Annotated in this window: 10 protein-coding genes and 1 pseudogene; 10 read left to right on the top strand and 1 reads right to left on the bottom strand. The window is 39.7% G+C overall.

The annotated features are described in order from the left end of the window. Positions 1-676 precede the first annotated feature (676 nt). The 10 genes and pseudogenes from ACYQ0C_RS21425 (at position 677) to ACYQ0C_RS21380 (ending at position 15,291) form a co-directional block, all read left to right on the top strand. Positions 677-802 (top strand): hypothetical protein, encoded by a 126-nt coding sequence (locus ACYQ0C_RS21425; RefSeq protein WP_016274869.1) that lies wholly within the window; start codon positions 677-679, stop codon positions 800-802. Between the two features lie 1,048 nt (positions 803-1,850). Beyond that, complete coding sequence (locus tag ACYQ0C_RS21420; protein WP_025017671.1) at positions 1,851-3,368, top strand: MutS-related protein; 1,518 nt, start codon at positions 1,851-1,853, stop codon at positions 3,366-3,368. 107 nt (positions 3,369-3,475) lie between these two features. Then, positions 3,476-4,885 carry a S41 family peptidase gene (locus ACYQ0C_RS21415; RefSeq protein WP_016274863.1) on the top strand — a complete coding sequence of 470 codons (1,410 nt, stop codon included), beginning with the start codon at positions 3,476-3,478 and terminating at the stop codon, positions 4,883-4,885. Between the two features lie 204 nt (positions 4,886-5,089). Beyond that, a complete protein-coding gene (locus tag ACYQ0C_RS21410) occupies positions 5,090-6,256 on the top strand; it encodes an HlyD family secretion protein (protein WP_016274862.1) in 1,167 nt (388 codons plus the stop codon). A gap of 13 nt (positions 6,257-6,269) precedes the next feature. Beyond that, entirely contained in the window at positions 6,270-8,438 is a 2,169-nt protein-coding gene (locus tag ACYQ0C_RS21405; protein WP_016274861.1) for a peptidase domain-containing ABC transporter, read from the top strand. Positions 8,439-8,450: 12 nt separating this feature from the next. Next, positions 8,451-8,625, top strand: a pseudogene (locus ACYQ0C_RS21400) (TolC family protein); the annotation flags it as partial. 286 nt (positions 8,626-8,911) lie between these two features. Then, positions 8,912-9,874 (top strand): hypothetical protein, encoded by a 963-nt coding sequence (locus tag ACYQ0C_RS21395; RefSeq protein ID WP_175271066.1) that lies wholly within the window; start codon positions 8,912-8,914, stop codon positions 9,872-9,874. 133 nt (positions 9,875-10,007) lie between these two features. After that, the gene (locus ACYQ0C_RS21390) at positions 10,008-10,418 is read left to right on the top strand and encodes a hypothetical protein (RefSeq protein ID WP_025019823.1); all 411 of its coding nucleotides are present in this window, start codon (positions 10,008-10,010) and stop codon (positions 10,416-10,418) included. 120 nt (positions 10,419-10,538) lie between these two features. Next, complete coding sequence (locus ACYQ0C_RS21385) at positions 10,539-12,380, top strand: right-handed parallel beta-helix repeat-containing protein (RefSeq protein ID WP_016274855.1); 1,842 nt, start codon at positions 10,539-10,541, stop codon at positions 12,378-12,380. A 100-nt stretch (positions 12,381-12,480) separates the two neighbouring features. Further along, positions 12,481-15,291, top strand: a complete 2,811-nt coding sequence (locus tag ACYQ0C_RS21380; protein WP_025077157.1) for an NPCBM/NEW2 domain-containing protein — start codon at positions 12,481-12,483, stop codon at positions 15,289-15,291. A 93-nt stretch (positions 15,292-15,384) separates the two neighbouring features. On the opposite strand, the gene ACYQ0C_RS21375 is transcribed toward ACYQ0C_RS21380, so the two are convergent. After that, positions 15,385-17,067 (bottom strand): SulP family inorganic anion transporter, encoded by a 1,683-nt coding sequence (locus ACYQ0C_RS21375; RefSeq protein ID WP_016274853.1) that lies wholly within the window; start codon positions 17,065-17,067, stop codon positions 15,385-15,387. Positions 17,068-17,283 lie beyond the last annotated feature (216 nt).

Genomic DNA, 17,283 nt, shown 5'->3' with positions numbered 1-17,283 from the left:
CACTATTATTACTCTAAATATTGGTCAAGTTCGTTCAGATTCATTTTTTCAGGATCTCGTAACCCTTAATATAATGAATCGGTAGGACTTGACTTACTTTTTATCTGTTAATTCAAAACTTAACGAACTATTGTAATTTAAAATGTAATATTGTTATGTATAAACTAGTATTAGAGTTAAGTAGTAAAGAACAAATTTCCATTTATGGAGGAGAGAAGAAAAATTATAGGTGGATAAATAAAGAAGAAATATAATTTTAATTGGAAGAACAATTAACATAAAGATAACAATTCAATAACAAATAATTAAAAAAAAGCAATTTACCTTTGTTACATCACAACAAACAAAAAGAGAGATATGGAAAAAACGAGTATAAACGAACAAGGTAGAGAAGTAAATAACATGATCGACTGTCCGCTTGTTCAAACGAAGAATCAGAGATTGTCCGGATCTTGGAATAAGGGAAGTAACACAAACATAAAACACGATAAGAATTTAATAAAATGGAAACGCTGACGTTGGCAGAATGTATGAATATTTATGGTGGATGCTACATTTACAGTGGCAGCACTAGTCTGACTAGTGTATTTGTAGTACCCAGCCGTTTTAGAGAATTATTTTCTTAGTATATAACAACAACACACAAAATGAAGTATGAAAAAGGAATGGTTATTGCATGGTGAAGTCACTCAGTGGTGAGGAACATGTACAGTTATCGGAAGGATATGCGCCTCCTACTGCGGAACAGATGGAACAACTCCGTGAGAAATATGGATTGTTGTCAGATATTATCTGCTGGTAGCTTTTATGTAAACATAATTTTGACTATAGTTTAGAAATTGCAATATTACTATATTTTTTATATGATATTGAATTTGTAAAAAAATAGTAATCAAAATAGTTTATGAGAAAATCTATTAAAACTACTCAGTATATTTATGAAATGAATAAAAAAATATAAATGATGAGGTACAAATCAATAATAGAGAAATTCTGTAGAGACAATAGTGGAATAGTTAAAATGATAAAAACTATTTTTCTTTTTGGATTTTTGGTAGTATTTGTATTGTTTGTATTACTCCTTCAAAATTCTAATTTGAATATAGAAGAAAGTATATTTAACTCTATAAATATAGTGAGTAAACTTACTTTACTAATAGTCGCAGTTAATTTTATAATACGAAGAAAAAATGGGAAATGATATAATGACATCAAAATTGACATCATCTGAATTGAAAGAAATTCTAGGTGGAGTATTATATGGACTCAAGTACGGCAAAACAAAATTGGAGTAATATAACTTCTTTTTTTTGGCCTGTGCAATGATGGAATGTATGCACTCTTTTTCTTATAATAGAGTAATTTGGTGTTGCAATTGTGAAACTAATGTTTTATTTTAAAACGAAACAGTTTGTATTTGAGATAACTAGTGTGCAAGCATTTATAATTATCTATACTGCATTCTAAATAAAGATTCAGTGTTGAAAACATGTCAACACTGAATCTTTAAACTTATAGGCATTAACCTAAAGATAACAATCCGATAACAAAGAGTTTGAAAAAGTTAGTTTATCTTTGTCGCATTGAAACAAACAAAAGAGATATGGAACAAACAGATTTACAAAAAGAAAACAAAAAATTGAAACGAATTAATTTTATCCTAATTATTTATGTAGTTGTATCAATTGGTATTCAATTATATAATATATTAGTGTGATAAAAGTTATTTTCTAATAAGAACTAAAATCATAGAAAACGATTTTTCTTTTTTTAGTTAACTCTTTTAGTTAGAACAGATTTTTATTTGTGGTTTCTAATTGTAATCTATGGAATATCTCAATTGCGACCATATGGAAAAAGGAATAAAAGCATACCATTTATATCTGAACTTATGTAATACAGAAGAAGTACTACCAGAGACCGTGCGTGAAGACTTGAATATGGATGATCTATGTGAACAAGTAGATTATACCTCTTCTTGTATAGGGAGGCAATATCTTTATCATATTTTGTGCATGGATAAAGTTTCTGATGTTGCCAAACATGAACAATTTATAGAGAAACTGCAAACAGATCATCCGCTTCGAAATCAATTAGTGAATGCTCTTCAAAAACTGAATAAACCGGATGCTTATTCCATAGTAGATATTTTGGCGGAAAAAGAACATACTTATTCCCGCGGTTATTTATTGGTAATTCAGGTATGTAGATGGCTGCCTGCCTTTTTCCTTATCTTGATGTTCCGGTTTTCTTCTTCACCTATTCCTTTTATACTCTTATTAGTATCTTATATATTTAATGGATATTTACATTTTAAGCAAAAGAATATTCTTTCATGTTATTTTTTCTCTATGCCCCAGCTATATAAACTACTGAAAACAGTCAATTATCTAACTACCATTCCTTCTTTTTTGTCTATAAATGATAAAATGGAAAGCACTACCCGTCACTTAAAAGAACTTTGCAGGAAATTAGGTTCATTTCGTTATGGAATAGCTTTAGAGAGTGAATCGGCCATGATTGTTTATCTTTTGACTGAACTGATAAACATTTTCACGTTATATTCGACTATCAATATTGTAACATCATTCCAGTCCATTCAAAAGAGAAAAGGAGAAATAGAACAAGCTTTCTGTTATGTCGGTTTCTTGGATATGCTTTGTTCTATATCGTTCTTACGTGAAAAACTTCCCTATTATTGTAAGCCTTCCAGTGATAAGGAAGGAGAACGATTAAAAGCAGATAGCATTTATCATCCGTTGATAAAGGACTGTGTTTCGAATGATGTTTCTTTATCTTATAAGTCCATGCTCATAACAGGTTCTAATATGTCAGGGAAAACCAGTTTTATTCGTACTGTTGCCATTAATTTGTTGACAGCAAAGGCTTTGAATACTTGTTTTGCAAAGGAATTTTGTATTGATATTCACAGGCGTCTTTATTCGGTTATCCATACCGAAGATGATTTAGTGGAAGGAAAAAGCTATTTTTTTAAAGAAGCAGAGAATGTGAAGGTTGCTCTTGAAAAAGGAAAAGAGGGAAATTATTTGTTGATTTTTGACGAGTTGTTTAAAGGAACTAATACGATGGAAAGGATAGCCATTAATTCTGCCGTATTTTCAGATTTGGCTAAAGCGAATAACTTGATTTTTGCTTCTACACATGATTTAGAATTAACGACATTGCTTAATGATCAGTATGAATTGTATCATTTCAGTGAGAAAGTAACAGATGATAGACTCTTGTTTGATTATAAACTGAAGAAGGGGATAGCCAAAGAAGGAAATGCTATCAAAATATTGGAATTGTGCGGTTATCCTCCTGAATTGGTTCAGTCGGCCAAGGATATACTTCCCATGATACGATGATATGAACTAAAAAAATAAGAAGCAGCTGACAAAGAGTTAATGTATCTTTGTCATATACAAAGACTGAAGATACGTTGTTTCACATACTTGTAATTGAATAGATTTGAATGATAATGGAATATACTTCTATCCCTATATATTATAATGACAAAAGATATAATGTTTATCAGAATGAACTGATGAATTTTTTCATCTTTCTGACCAAGGTACATCCGGCTTTTATTCTTGACAAGTCATTGAAAGCCCAATGTCGTCAGTTCGTCCTGTCCGCTTGCGATGAACTTTGTGATATGAATAACATCACTTTAGCCGATTTCCAGCTGAGAATCAATGAACTATTGGTCTTTTTGCAGGATGCCCATACTTTTGTGAATATAGAGCCGTTGTCGCTATATCCATTTTCTGTCCGCTATTTTAACGGGAGTTTCTATTTATACTCCATTTCTTCTCGCTACAAAAATGTGACAGGAAAAGTCATTACAAGCATGGGAGGAATGGATATAATTGATATTCATAAGAAATTGGCCGGGATGTTGCCTGCTGAAAATAAGATAAAAGCCGGTATTACAGGGAGTCATTTTCTGAATAACCCTAGTTTGATAAAGCGGTTGGGGATAGATGGCGATGTGCTTGAGATCGTTTTTTCGGATGGAGACAGAATAAATATAGACAAGGAAAACGGAACAAATAATCAGCCTGATCAGATGACAGTTATTAAACCGAATGCCGTTACCGCCAGACAACCGATGCCGTATCATTATCGCATCATTGATTCCATCTGCTATTTTCAATTCAATGAAATGTTTGATAGTTATACTTATCAATTGGGCTGTCAGTTATCCGGTGAAACACCGGATGAGAATATAATCCATAGTCTTCCGTTCTTCACGGAATTTTTGGAACACATGATTCAGGATATGAATCAAAAGGGAGTTTCTTTGCTGGTTGTTGATATGCGGTATAACGGGGGAGGAAACAGCCTTTTAGGAAATATGTTGTTGGAGGCATTGAATATCCATTTGTCAGATATTGAAAGTTATCGCACATATATCCGGCCTTCTTCATTTTTAAAAGAATTTTATCCGTTCCTGTTGGATAAGTCAGCAGAGATGAATGATAAGACATTGGCAGAGCAAAATCAAGACAGGAGGATGGATACGGAAGTTCCTTTGTCAAAACATAAATATATCGGAAAGGTGGTTTTCATTCAAGGACAAAATACATTCAGTAGTGCTAATTATTTGCTGACTACTGTAAAAGACAATCACCTTTTTCCCATTATAGGTATGCCCACTTCTCAGAAACCAACCTGTTATGGTGATATTATCCCCATCAGTCTACCTTTTACAGGTACAAAGGGTTATGTCAGTCATTCCTTTTTCAGAAGACCGGATTCATTGTTGGACGAAGAAACAACTTTAATGCCTGATACACTAATAAACACCTCTGTCGCTGATTATTTGAAAGGAGTAGATAATTGTTGGGACTGGATTAAAAGGTTGAATTATTTATTATGATGCTTTCAAGCTATAAAAAAAGGATGATAAAAATTTATTTTAAAACGAAACAGTTTGTATTTGAGATAACTAGTGTGCAAGCATTTATAATTATCTTTTCTGTATAAACTTATAGACATTAACCTAAAGATAACAATCTGATAACATAATCCCTTTTTCTTTCCTTCTACTTTTGCTGTATAAATCCGTAAAAGTAGAAATGTTATGTTATTACCAAACGAATGGATAGAGAACAGTATTGAAACATACATCTATCAACACACCACAAAGTCCCAGATTATCTATTGGGTAGTATTGGCTGCCGTTACTGCCGCTATTATTGCATTGCCTTTTATCTATGTAGATATTTCGGTGCAAGGCAGTGGAGTAGTGAGACCGGTGGCTGAAAAAACAGAAATTAAATCAGCAATTACAGAACTGGTAGATTCTGTCTATGTGCGCGAAGGCGACCAAATAAACAAAGGAGATATTCTTCTCCGTTTCCGTACCAATAGCTCCGATTATAAAATCAATTATCAGACCAATCGTCTGAATGACTACGAAGCCCATTTGGCAGATTTGGCTTATCTGGCAAAAGGAGAATGCCCTGCTGCGTTCCATTCTCCGGTTCGTCAACAGGAATATACCTATTTCACTAAAAAGAAAAAGGAACTCGAAACCTCTTTGGTGCAGGCGGAAAAAGAGTATAAACGAAATAAAAACCTTTTTGATAAGAAAGTAATCTCAGAAGAAGAATATGATAAATCTTATTTCCAGTATCAGAGCCAGCAAAATGAACTGGCCTCATTGATACAAAGCCAATTAAGCACATGGCAGGCAGATATGAATACCTATCGTAATTCTCGTAGTGAAATGAATACCACCTTGCAGCAGGAGTTGAAAGATAAAGAACTCTATATAGTCCGTAGTCCGGTGAGCGGAACCATTGACCAGTTTTCGGGCATATACAGGGGAAGCAGCATACAGGCAGGGCAGTCATTGGCAGTGGTCAGTCCCGATTCTACCCTGTGTATGGAGATATATGTCACGCCCCGGAATATAGGATTTATGAATATCGGGATGCCGGTCCATGTACAGGTGGAATCGTTTAATTATAATGAATGGGGGACACTGCCCGGCGAAGTAAATGAAATTTCATCGGACTTCCTGACGGACAGCCAAGGGAATTCATTCTATAAAGTGAAATGCCGGACGGAACGGAATTATCTGATGCTGAAAAGCGGACAGAAAGGTGTATTGAAAAAAGGAATGACGGTCAATGCCCATTTTATGATAACCCGGCGGTCACTTTTTGATTTACTTTATCAGAAGATAGACGATTGGGCGAATCCCAAACAATATGAGAATAAAACAATGATGGCTAAATTTTAAACACGAATACAAGATGAAAAAAGGAGTTAAAATAAAACAGTTTGATATTACGGATTGCGGTGCGGCCTGCTTGGCTTCCGTATGTGCCTATTATGGTTTGCAATTTCCCATTGCACGTATCCGCCAGTATGCATTTACCGACCAGAAAGGAACGAATATTTTGGGATTGATAGAGGCTGCTAATAAGTTGGGCTTGTCAGCAAAAGGAGTACGGGCTAAGTTTGAGGCATTATATATTGTTCCAAAACCTGTTATTGCCCATGTCATAGTACACGAGCAACTTCAGCATTTTGTAGTGATATATAAGGTGGAGAAAAAGAAAGAATACATAGAATATATGGATCCGGGTGACGGGCGGATGCATCGCGTCACCAATCAGGAATTTGAGAAAATATGGACCGGTATACTGATATTGATGGAACCTGAGGAGAGCTTCAAAACCGGAAATATGAAGACCAGTATGACGAAGAAATTCTTCTCCCTGTTGGCTCCTCATAAAAGCGTGATGCTGCAAGCTGTGTTTGGCGCGCTTATTTATAGTATATTGGGATTGTCCACTTCCATTTATGTAGGTAAAATAACAGACTATGTGCTGGTAGATAAGAATGTGAACTTGCTCAACCTGATGGGAGTGATTATGCTGGTCATCCTGCTATTGCGGACTTTCATAGGAGCGATGAAAAGTATTCTGGCACTGAAAACAGGGCAGCGGATTGATGCTGCATTGATTCTGGGCTACTATAAACATTTGTTGACTCTGCCCCAGCAGTTCTTTGATACGATGCGCGTAGGTGAGATTATTTCACGCGTCAATGATGCAGTGAAAATCCGTAATTTTATCAATAATGTTTCGTTGGATCTGGTGGTTAACATCATGATTCTTGTCTTCTCTGTGTGCCTTATGTTTGTTTATTCCTGGAAACTGGCATTGATTACTTTAGTGTCTGCTCCCTTATTCCTGCTTATTTTCTGGGGCTTCAACAAATTGAACCGGAAATATCAGCGCGGTATCATGGAAAGCAGTGCCGAATTGGAATCGCAGTTGGTGGAATCTCTTCATTCCATTTCTACGATCAAGCGTTTCGGTATAGAAGAATATGCTAATTTGAAGACGGAAACTCGTTTCGTACATTTATTAAAGAATACGTATCGCAGCATCTATGGTTCCATTATGGCACAAGGCGGCATTCAGTTTGTATCTACAGGCATTACGATTGCTATTCTTTGGTTAGGAAGTGTTTTGGTAGTCGATCAGGAGTTGACACCCGGCACTCTGATGGTGTTTTATTCCTTGGTGGGTTATGTAATATCTCCTATCGGTTCGCTGATTTCTTCCAATCAGACTATCCAGGATGCACTGATTGCTGCCGACCGCTTATTCCAGATTATGGATTTGGAACGAGAACAGGATAATAGTCAAAAGATAATATTGGAACCGGATATGGTGGGCGATATTACGTTCGAGAATGTTTCCTTCCGCTATGGTTCGCGCAAGGATGTGTTCAAGGAATTGAGCTTGAAGATAGAAAAGGGGAAGACCACTGCCATAGTGGGAGAAAGCGGGTCGGGCAAGACGACTTTGATTTCGTTGTTACAGCATATTTATCCTATACAGGAGGGCCGCATTCGCATAGGCGATTATGATATTGCGCAAATAGACAACCGCAGCCTTCGTCGCCGGGTGGGAACAGTACCTCAACAGATTGAATTGTTTGCCGGAAGCATTGCAGAGAATATAGCGGTAGGCGACTTGCATCCGGACATGAAGAAAATTGTAGATTTGACGGAACAGCTTGGTTTAAAGGATTTTATAGATAATTTGCCTAAGGAGTACCGGACTTATATCGGTGAACATGGTGCATCCTTGTCGGGTGGCGAGCGGCAGCGGCTTGCCATAGCACGTGCCTTGTATAAAGAACCGGAGATACTTATTTTTGATGAAGCGACATCTTCGCTTGATTCTATTTCCGAACACTATGTAAAGCAGATGCTTGATGTATTGGCACGGAAGGGGAAGACGATTATCGTGATTGCCCATCGGTTGAGTACAGTGAAGAATGCAGATAAAATTGTGGTGATCGATAAGGGACAAGTAGTTGAGGCGGGTACTCATGAAGAATTGTTCCATTCAGATGGAATGTATCATCGTTTGTGGAAGGAACAGTTTGATGAAATAGGTTAAAGCATGAACAGTATGAAAAAGTTAATAGTTGTAGCTGTTGTAGCCATCGCATGTATAGCAAATATGCAAGCACAAAATAAAAAGTGGAGTCTCAAAGAATGTATAGATTATGCCATACTGCACAATATAGAGCTGAAGGCAGAGTCAAAACCGGATTAAAAGTTTGAAAGTAGAGAGAAATACGCTATTCTTCATTCTCTGCCAGCTCTGGAAAGCCTCTTTTTACCGCTACTGAAACTTTGTGAGCCGTTATACTCCGTAGAAGCATAAAATCTTTATGCTTCTTTTTTGCGATAAAAACGCCCTACTTTATATTAATCCGGAACAGCCTTAAAAAAGAAGAGTATAAACATGCCCACAGAGTTTTCGGATCAATTCCGTAATTCCTTTCCGATAGAAGAATTTAACCTTTTTATCCGCTTGCTATTCAAAAAAAAGAGGTACATTTGCTTCATCATCAAACCATAAGCATTATGACCATCATAGCCAACCCTATTTACGATGCCGTTTTCAAATTCCTGATGGAAGACAAGAAAGTCGCCAAGATACTGCTCTCCGCACTGCTGAAAAAGGAGATCATAGACCTGGAGATGCGCCGCCACGAGTATACATCCATGGAGCAGACACGCATCTCGCTCTTCCGCATCGACTTCTCTGCAAAGATTCGCGAGAGCGACGGTTCGGAACACCTTGTCCTTATCGAACTGCAAAAGACCTGGCTGATTACGGAGACCTTGCGTTTCCGTCAGTATCTGGGTACGCAGTACCTCAACAAGGAGAACATGGTCGAAGAGAAGAACGAGCACGGACAAAGACGTACGTACGGGCTGCCCATCATCTCCATCTACATCCTGGGGCATCCCCTGGGCGACCTCACCGAGCCGGTGGTTTATGTGCGCCGCAGCTATCTGGACTATGATGACCATCCGCTCCCTGCTCCTGACCCTTTCATCGAGAGTCTGACGCATGACAGCATCATCGTACAGATCCCGTTCCTCACCGGACGTACCCGCAACCGCCTGGAACGTCTGCTGAGCGTGTTCGACCAGGAATACCGGCAGCCCGACAGCGAGCATTATCTGGAAATAAACGATGAGCACATGGACGAGGAAGTGAAGTATGTGGTGCACCGCCTGCTGAAGGCCGCTGCCGCACCCGCTGTTCGCCGTGCCATGGAGATAGAGGACGAGATTCTTTCGGAAATAGAGGACAGGGATACGACAATAATGCTCAAGAATAAGGTGATAGAGGAAAAAGAACAGGTGATTGAGCAGAAAGAGCAGATGATTGAGCAGAAAGAGCAGATGATTGAGCAGAAAGAGCAGATGATTCGCTCCATGGTTAAGATGCTCTGTAACAATGGAGCATCAATTAATGAGATATCCGAACAATTAGGAATACCTATGGAACAAATCAAACAATATATCGATTCATAATACGATTGTGGTGTCCCGGAAAAGATACGGACATGATAGATTGACTTCTTTCGAAGTTGTGTCTAAATGTTGACAATGCTGCTATTTTCCTATTTTTCGGGCGAGGTTTACTCGCCCGAAAATAGTTTGCTTTGTGTATTACTCCCAAGGTCGTGACCATTGGTTCGGGCAGGCAAATCCTGCCCCTACAGTTGACGATTTGATAGAGTTTACACCTCTTTTCTGTCTTGCAGTAATAAAGCGGATTCTCAAAGAATCAAGCAAAGAATACTTTCTCTTTACTATGCCTGTCTTTACATCTATAATCTGTTTTAATGGCTCACCTGCAAAATCTTTTTATGACGGAACAGATTGGATTCTCAGTCTGAACCGTTTAAAAGAAACAACTGATACCAATCCATTAATCATTCGTATCGATGGATTAAAATCGGCAGATGCACCTATCTATTTCGAAAAGAATGTAAATCCAGCTGAATGTGTAGTCTCTACCCTATCTGATATTCAAATAAAGCAAGAATATAGATTCGAAGTGAATTTACAATAATCCTTTTTTTTAAAATAATACAATCTCTTCTTTTTTTGTTGGGCATTCTTATAATGCCCAACAAAAAAACTATTATCTTTACGCTCGTAATTACAAACCCGACACTGATTAAAATTAAATATGAACAAAAAAACACTACTCTATATTTTAGCTATTTTATTAGTTCAAATCTCTAAAGCTCAATCCTCAGATACCATCTTCATAACAGATTTCGGAGTGAAACCCTATTCGTATGAAAATAGTGTTACTCAAATTCAAGCTGCTATTGAAGCATGTAAACAGAAAGGTGCAAAAGTGTTGTCTTTCGAAAAAGGAAGGTACGATATATGGCCGGAAAGCGCCATGCGAAAAGAATATTATATTTCAAACACATCTACAGAAAGTGAATGCCCTTCAAAGATTAAAACGGTGGGGCTACTATTCGAGAATATACAGAACTTGAAAGTGGAAGGTAATGGTGCTTTATTAATGTTTCATGGAAAAATGACCACCATTGCACTAGATCATTGTCAGGATATCAAATTGGAAGAACTGCATGTCGATTTTGAACGACCAGCCGGTTCTGAATTACGATACATAGCAGTGAACAAGAATTATGTTGATGTGGCCGTACACCGTGATACCAACTATGAAATTGTCGATGGAAAGATAAATCTTTACGGTGAAGGATGGCGTTCCAATAAAAATCATTGCATCGAATATAATCAGGAAACAGAGAGCTTTTATTATAGCCAAGACTGGGATATCTTATCCAATTCGCCGGTACAAGAAATATCTCCGAATTTAATTCGATTTACTATTCCTGCTGATTTTCACCCTAAGAAAGGTAATACATTGACTATTCGTGATGTTGTTCGCGATCAAGTGGGAATGTTTATTCATCAAAGTAAAAATGTGACTTTAAATGGGATGCAAATGCATTATATGCACGGCTTAGGAATTATCAGCCAATATTCTGAAAATATCACGATGAATCAGGTAAAATGTATGCCCAGATCGGAATCGGGAAGATTGTTGGCTGCTTCGGCTGATATGATGCACTTTTCAGGATGTAAAGGAAAAATATTAATTGACGGCTGTTATTTTTCCGGTGCACAAGATGATGGAATCAACATACATGGAACCAATTTGAAGGTAGTAGAAAAAATCAATTCAAATACATTAAATCTACGATTTTCACACGGGCAAAGCTATGGCTTTCAAGCATATTTCCCCGGTGATACTGTCGCTTTTATAAAATCTGCCACCATGCAACGTGGCTCTACTGCTTGCGTCCGGTCTGTTAAGCCGATATCCAATTACATCTGGCAGGTCGAATTTGACCAAAAGACACCTGAATGGCTGGAATTGAATCATGATTGTGTAGAGAATTTAACTTGTACACCTAGTGTAGTAATTCGAAACAACTATTTTACTCGTACCAGCACACGAGGTACATTAGTTACAACACCAAGGAAAGTGGTTATTGAGAACAATATCTATTATAAAACCGGTATGAGCGCCATATTAATAGAGGGTGATGCCGAAGGATGGTTTGAGTCCGGTCCTGTTTGTGATGTACAAATCAGGTCAAATACCTTTATAGACTGTGCTTATAACGGAGGTCCCGGAAACGCTGTTATCGGAATCAATCCGTCTAATTCAGTCATTAATGCAAATAATCCGGTACACAAAAATATTCGCATTGAAAATAATACCTTTAAGATTTTTGATTATCCGGTATTATATGCAAAAAGTACGGAAGGGCTTTCTTTTATTAATAATACAATTGAACGGACAACGCAATTAAAGCCTTCAACAAGCAATAAGAACTTATTCTATTTTAATGGTTGCAATAACGTTAAAATTCAAAATATAATCTATAAAGGAGATATTCTAAATAAAAATATCCAACTAAAAAACATGAAAAGAAAACAGTTGAAGTACTCTTCCGAATTGACCATCCATAGCAAAAACAATTAAATCAGAAACCGTCTGAAGAAAGGAAAAGCACGAAGATGAATAAAGGTTTATTGCTATAAACAGAAATAGAGTGGACAAAAACACCTTTAGATATATTTATATGAATAAAAAGAATTTATTACTGACCACTGCCCTTTTCATCTGCTTAAGCGGGCAAGCCCAACATACGATAAAACTATCAGAACTAGACTTATCTCATATATGGCAAGAGTATGGAAAAGTACAGGACGGAAAATCCGTCACCGGAGAACAAGCAACCATTAATGGAAAGACGTACAATGAAGTGATAGGTACCCATGCTAAAAGTATACTGAAAATAGACCTTCATGGGGATGCTACGCGTTTGCGCTCCCAGATAGGCGTTGCAGACAGTAAAGTCGATATTTCGGACAAGAGCCTGGCCGTCCTTCCATTAGTAAACGGAACAAAACTTTATTTCCGCAAGGAAGGCAATGGCAAGCAATTCCTGGGACTGGCCGGCACCAGTGGCAAAATAGACAAAGGTTCTGTTTGCTTTATCGTGAAAGGAGACGGCAAAGAACTATACAACAGCGGCATCTTGCGCAGCAATGAATCGCCTCTATCCATAGATATAGACTTGAAAGGCATCCGTATACTGGAATTATCGGTAGAACCTACCGATGACGGTGCCAGTGGTGACAATGCACTGTGGATTACCCCAACCATTGAATATAAATCGGCTCAGCCCGAAACCATCCATGTGGGATACGCAGGAAAAGGCCCGGAAATGGCGGCCGCCATTTCCTGCAAGCTGGCGGATAAAATCAGCAAACTTCCTGTCTTATCCGTCCCCGTTTCTACGAAAACCGACTTTGATTGGTTGATTACACCCGAAAAAGCCAAAGCAGGCATCTATGCTTCGGCAGACGGTAAAAGCATTATTGTGGCCAACCCGATGGTATCCCGCACCTTCCGGATTTTCCCGAACCTGGCCACAACCAATATCATCAACCGCATGACTGGAGAAAGTATGCTCCGTGCTGTCAGCAGTGAAGGAAGCATACAAATTGATGGCAAGAAGCACTTGATCGGGGGATTGGCCGGACAGCCGGAACGGGCTTACATTGAGGACAAATGGATAGAAAACATGACTACCATTCCCGAATCTTTTTTGGTAGAGGACTTTGAAATAAGTCCTATCAAGGAAGATATAAAATGGGCACGCAGCCGTTGGGCACTCAATAAGGAAGCTGCAACGGGCAGTGAAATCACCTTTACTTTGCGGGGTGACAAGGAACTGAAAGATGTCATTGTGAAACTCCATGTATCGGTATACGATAAAATTCCCGTCATCCGCAAACGGTTCGAAGTGATAAACCAATCCGGTCTGCCTGTCAACATCGACACATTCCAATTGGAATACCTTGCTTTTGCCGAACCTGAATCTCCCGGAGGAGGTGACCCGTCCAAGTTCCTCTTGCCCAACATCCATATAGAAAGCGATTATGCTTGTGCCGGAAGTTTCACGGAAAAAGAAACAGACATTACCGAAAAATGGGTAACCGATCCTGATTATACCTCGCAACGGAACTATTTGATGCAAACCCCTTGCATACTGGAAGTTTCCCCAAAAATGGGGCCCGATCAAGCCGTACCGTCCCAAGGCACTTTCCGTTCTTTCAGTGTGTACGAAATGCCGTTCGACAGCTACGACCGTGAACGTAAAGGACTGTTTACCCGCAAAATGTACCGCACCATTGCACCTTGGACTACGGAAAATCCCATCTTCATGCATCTCACCTCAATCAATCCGGAAACAGTGTACCGTGCCATCGACCAATGTGCCGAAACCGGTTATGAGATGATTATCCTGAGTTTCGGTTCGGGTCTGAATGCCGAGGACATCTCGGATGCCAACATCGCCAAATACAAAGCATTCGTGGACTATGCCCGCAACAAAGGCATCGAAATGGGATGTTACTCCCTGCTTGCCAGCCGCTGGATCAGTGACGAAGTGGATGTCATCAATCCGAAAACCGGGAAACGTGGCGGCATGACATTCGGCAGCTCTCCCTGTCTGTGCAGTGACTGGGGTTATGAATACTTCCATAAAATAAAGACATTCTTCGAGAAGACCGGAATGCGCTGCTTTGAACATGACGGCTCTTATCCGGGAGATTTCTGTGCCTCAACCGTCCATCCCCACCATAAAGGACTGAAAGACTCACAATGGAACCAATTCTATAAGGTAACGGAACTTTATCATTGGATGTGCGAAAACGGAATCTACCTCAATGTCCCCGACTTTTATTTCCTGAACGGCTCTACCAAAGTAGGAATCGGCTACCGTGAAGTCAACTGGTCATTGCCGCGCGACCGCCAGCTTATCCATACCCGGCAACTGAACTATGACTGTACATTCGAACGTATTCCTTCCTCATTGTGGAGCTTTGTTCCATTGGTGGAATACCAGGGAGGTGGAGCAGCGGCCACACTGGAACCGCTGAGTGAACATTTATACGAATACAAAACACTGATGTTCCAAAATTATGGTGCAGGAGTACAAGCCTGCTACCGCGGCCCGCGTCTGTATGATACTCCCGAAACAAAAAAAGCAGTAGTGGAAATCATCAGCTGGTATAAGAAATACCGGAACATATTGAACAGTGACATCATCCACTTACGCAAACCGGATGCCCGCGACTGGGATGGTATCATGCACGTCGCTCCTGCCGGAAAAGAAAAAGGGCTGGCCATGTTCTATAACCCTACCGACAAGGAAATGACACGTGACATCCAACTTCCGCTTTACTATACCGGACTGGCAAAGACAGCCCGCATCCGCGAACAGGAAGGCAAGCCGGCAACTTATACCTTGAACAGGGACTATACGGTGAACCTTACCGTCAGAATTCCGGCAAGAGGATATACCTGGTATGTCATAGAATAACTCCCGTACAGATACAAACTTCCCCCAAGCCTACGCTTCAAAACAGCCGTACACTTGGGGGAAGATGCTATATCGGAACAGAAGTGCCCTGCTCTATTTTTCTATAATAGCCTTTGCTTTCTCCAAAGCCACATTGATATTAGGACAGATATTTTCTTTTCCCAGCAATTCATTAAACCCTGCTTTTTCAAGGATTTGATGCACCTTTTCATTCACTCCCGAAAGCACGATCCGGATATTCTCCTTCTTCGACATTTCACAGAGATTGGTTAGGTTGTGGATACCTGTAGAGTCAATGAACGGCACTTTACGCATACGTACGATCCGCACTTTGGGGCGGTCGCCCAGTTCGGACATGATTTCCTCAAACTTGGTGGCGATACCAAAGAAGTAAGGTCCGTTGATTTCATAGACTTCCACACCTTCGGGAACCGTAAGATGTTCTTCATGCACTTCCAGGTCGGACTCATTATTGGGGTCGATTTCATTCTTGATAACCGATATTTCCGTGGTTTCCATAACGCGTTTCATAAACAATACGCAGGCAATGACCAGACCCACCTCAATGGCTATCGTCAAATCAAAGATAACGGTCAGGAAGAAAGTGATCAGCAGCACGGTGACATCCGATTTCGGATTCTTCAGCAGTGCCTTGAAGGTACGCCAGCCGCTCATATTATAAGATACAATGACCAGTACACCTGCCAGACAGGCCATCGGGATGTATTGTGCCAGAGGCATCAGGAACAAAAGAATCAGTAATAGGACAATGGCATGGATGATACCCGCAACAGGCGTCTTTCCCCCATTGTTGATATTAGTCATGGTACGTGCGATGGCTCCGGTAGCGGGAATACCTCCGAAGATGGGCGCCAGGATATTGGCCGCACCCTGTGCTATCAGTTCGGTATTGGAATCGTGTCGGTCGCCAATCACACCATCGGCTACGGCAGCAGACAGTAATGATTCTATCGCTCCCAATACGGCAATAGTGATAGCCACCGGAAACAGGTTCTTGATAGCTTCCCAGTTTAACTCGGGTACTGTTGCATCCGGCAGTTGCGCCTGGATGGTAAAACGGTCGCCGATGGTGTCGATACAAGTGATTCCGCCGTATGTCTTCATCAAGTATACGGCAATAGTCACTACAATGATGGCAATGAGCGATCCGGGAATCTTTTTCGAGAATCGGGGAGTCAGCGCGATGATCAGGACACTGACTATGCTGACAATGGCGTTCCACCAGTTCACCGTATCAAAGTGACGGAAATAAATCATCCATTTGCCGATGAAGTCTCCCGGCACTTTTTCTCCTCCGAAGTCCAGACCGAAAATATCGGCAATCTGTGTCGTAAAGATGGTGACGGCGATACCACTGGTAAAGCCGACAATGATGGGATAAGGAATGAACTTGATGACAGCTCCCAGTTTAAACACTCCTAATAGAATAAGGAGTACACCCGCCATCAGGGTGGCCACTGTCAGTCCGCTGATGCCGTATTCCTGGATGATACCATAAATAATCACGATAAATGCTCCGGTAGGTCCGCCTATCTGTACCTTGCTACCTCCTAATAAAGAGATGATAAATCCTGCCACGATGGCGGTGATGATACCTTTTTCCGGAGAAACTCCCGAAGCGATACCGAATGCGATAGCTAGTGGAAGTGCGACTATACCTACGATAATACCGGCCATGAGGTCGGCCATAAAGCTCTCTTTCGAATAATTCTGTAAGGTAGTGAAGAGCTTCGGTTTGAATTCAAATGCTTTCATTTATTAACAACTTTATGCTATGATTTTAAACGAGTTGCAAAAGTAGATAAAATAAATGTATAAATTAAGGTATTGTTGTATTTAAATTCTTATTTTTGCTGTTTATAGAGTGTTTTGTTAATAGTAATGGTGCGTTGGGCGGTGGAATCATTTGTGATACTGACGGTGTCTCCTTTTGTAATGCGCGAATAGTTTGATGATGATTTTCATAATGGA

It is taken from the genome of Phocaeicola sartorii JCM 17136 = DSM 21941, from assembly GCF_054653615.1.
The sequence above is the reverse complement of the archived record's forward strand: the minus strand, read 5'-3'. Positions and strand labels throughout refer to the sequence as shown.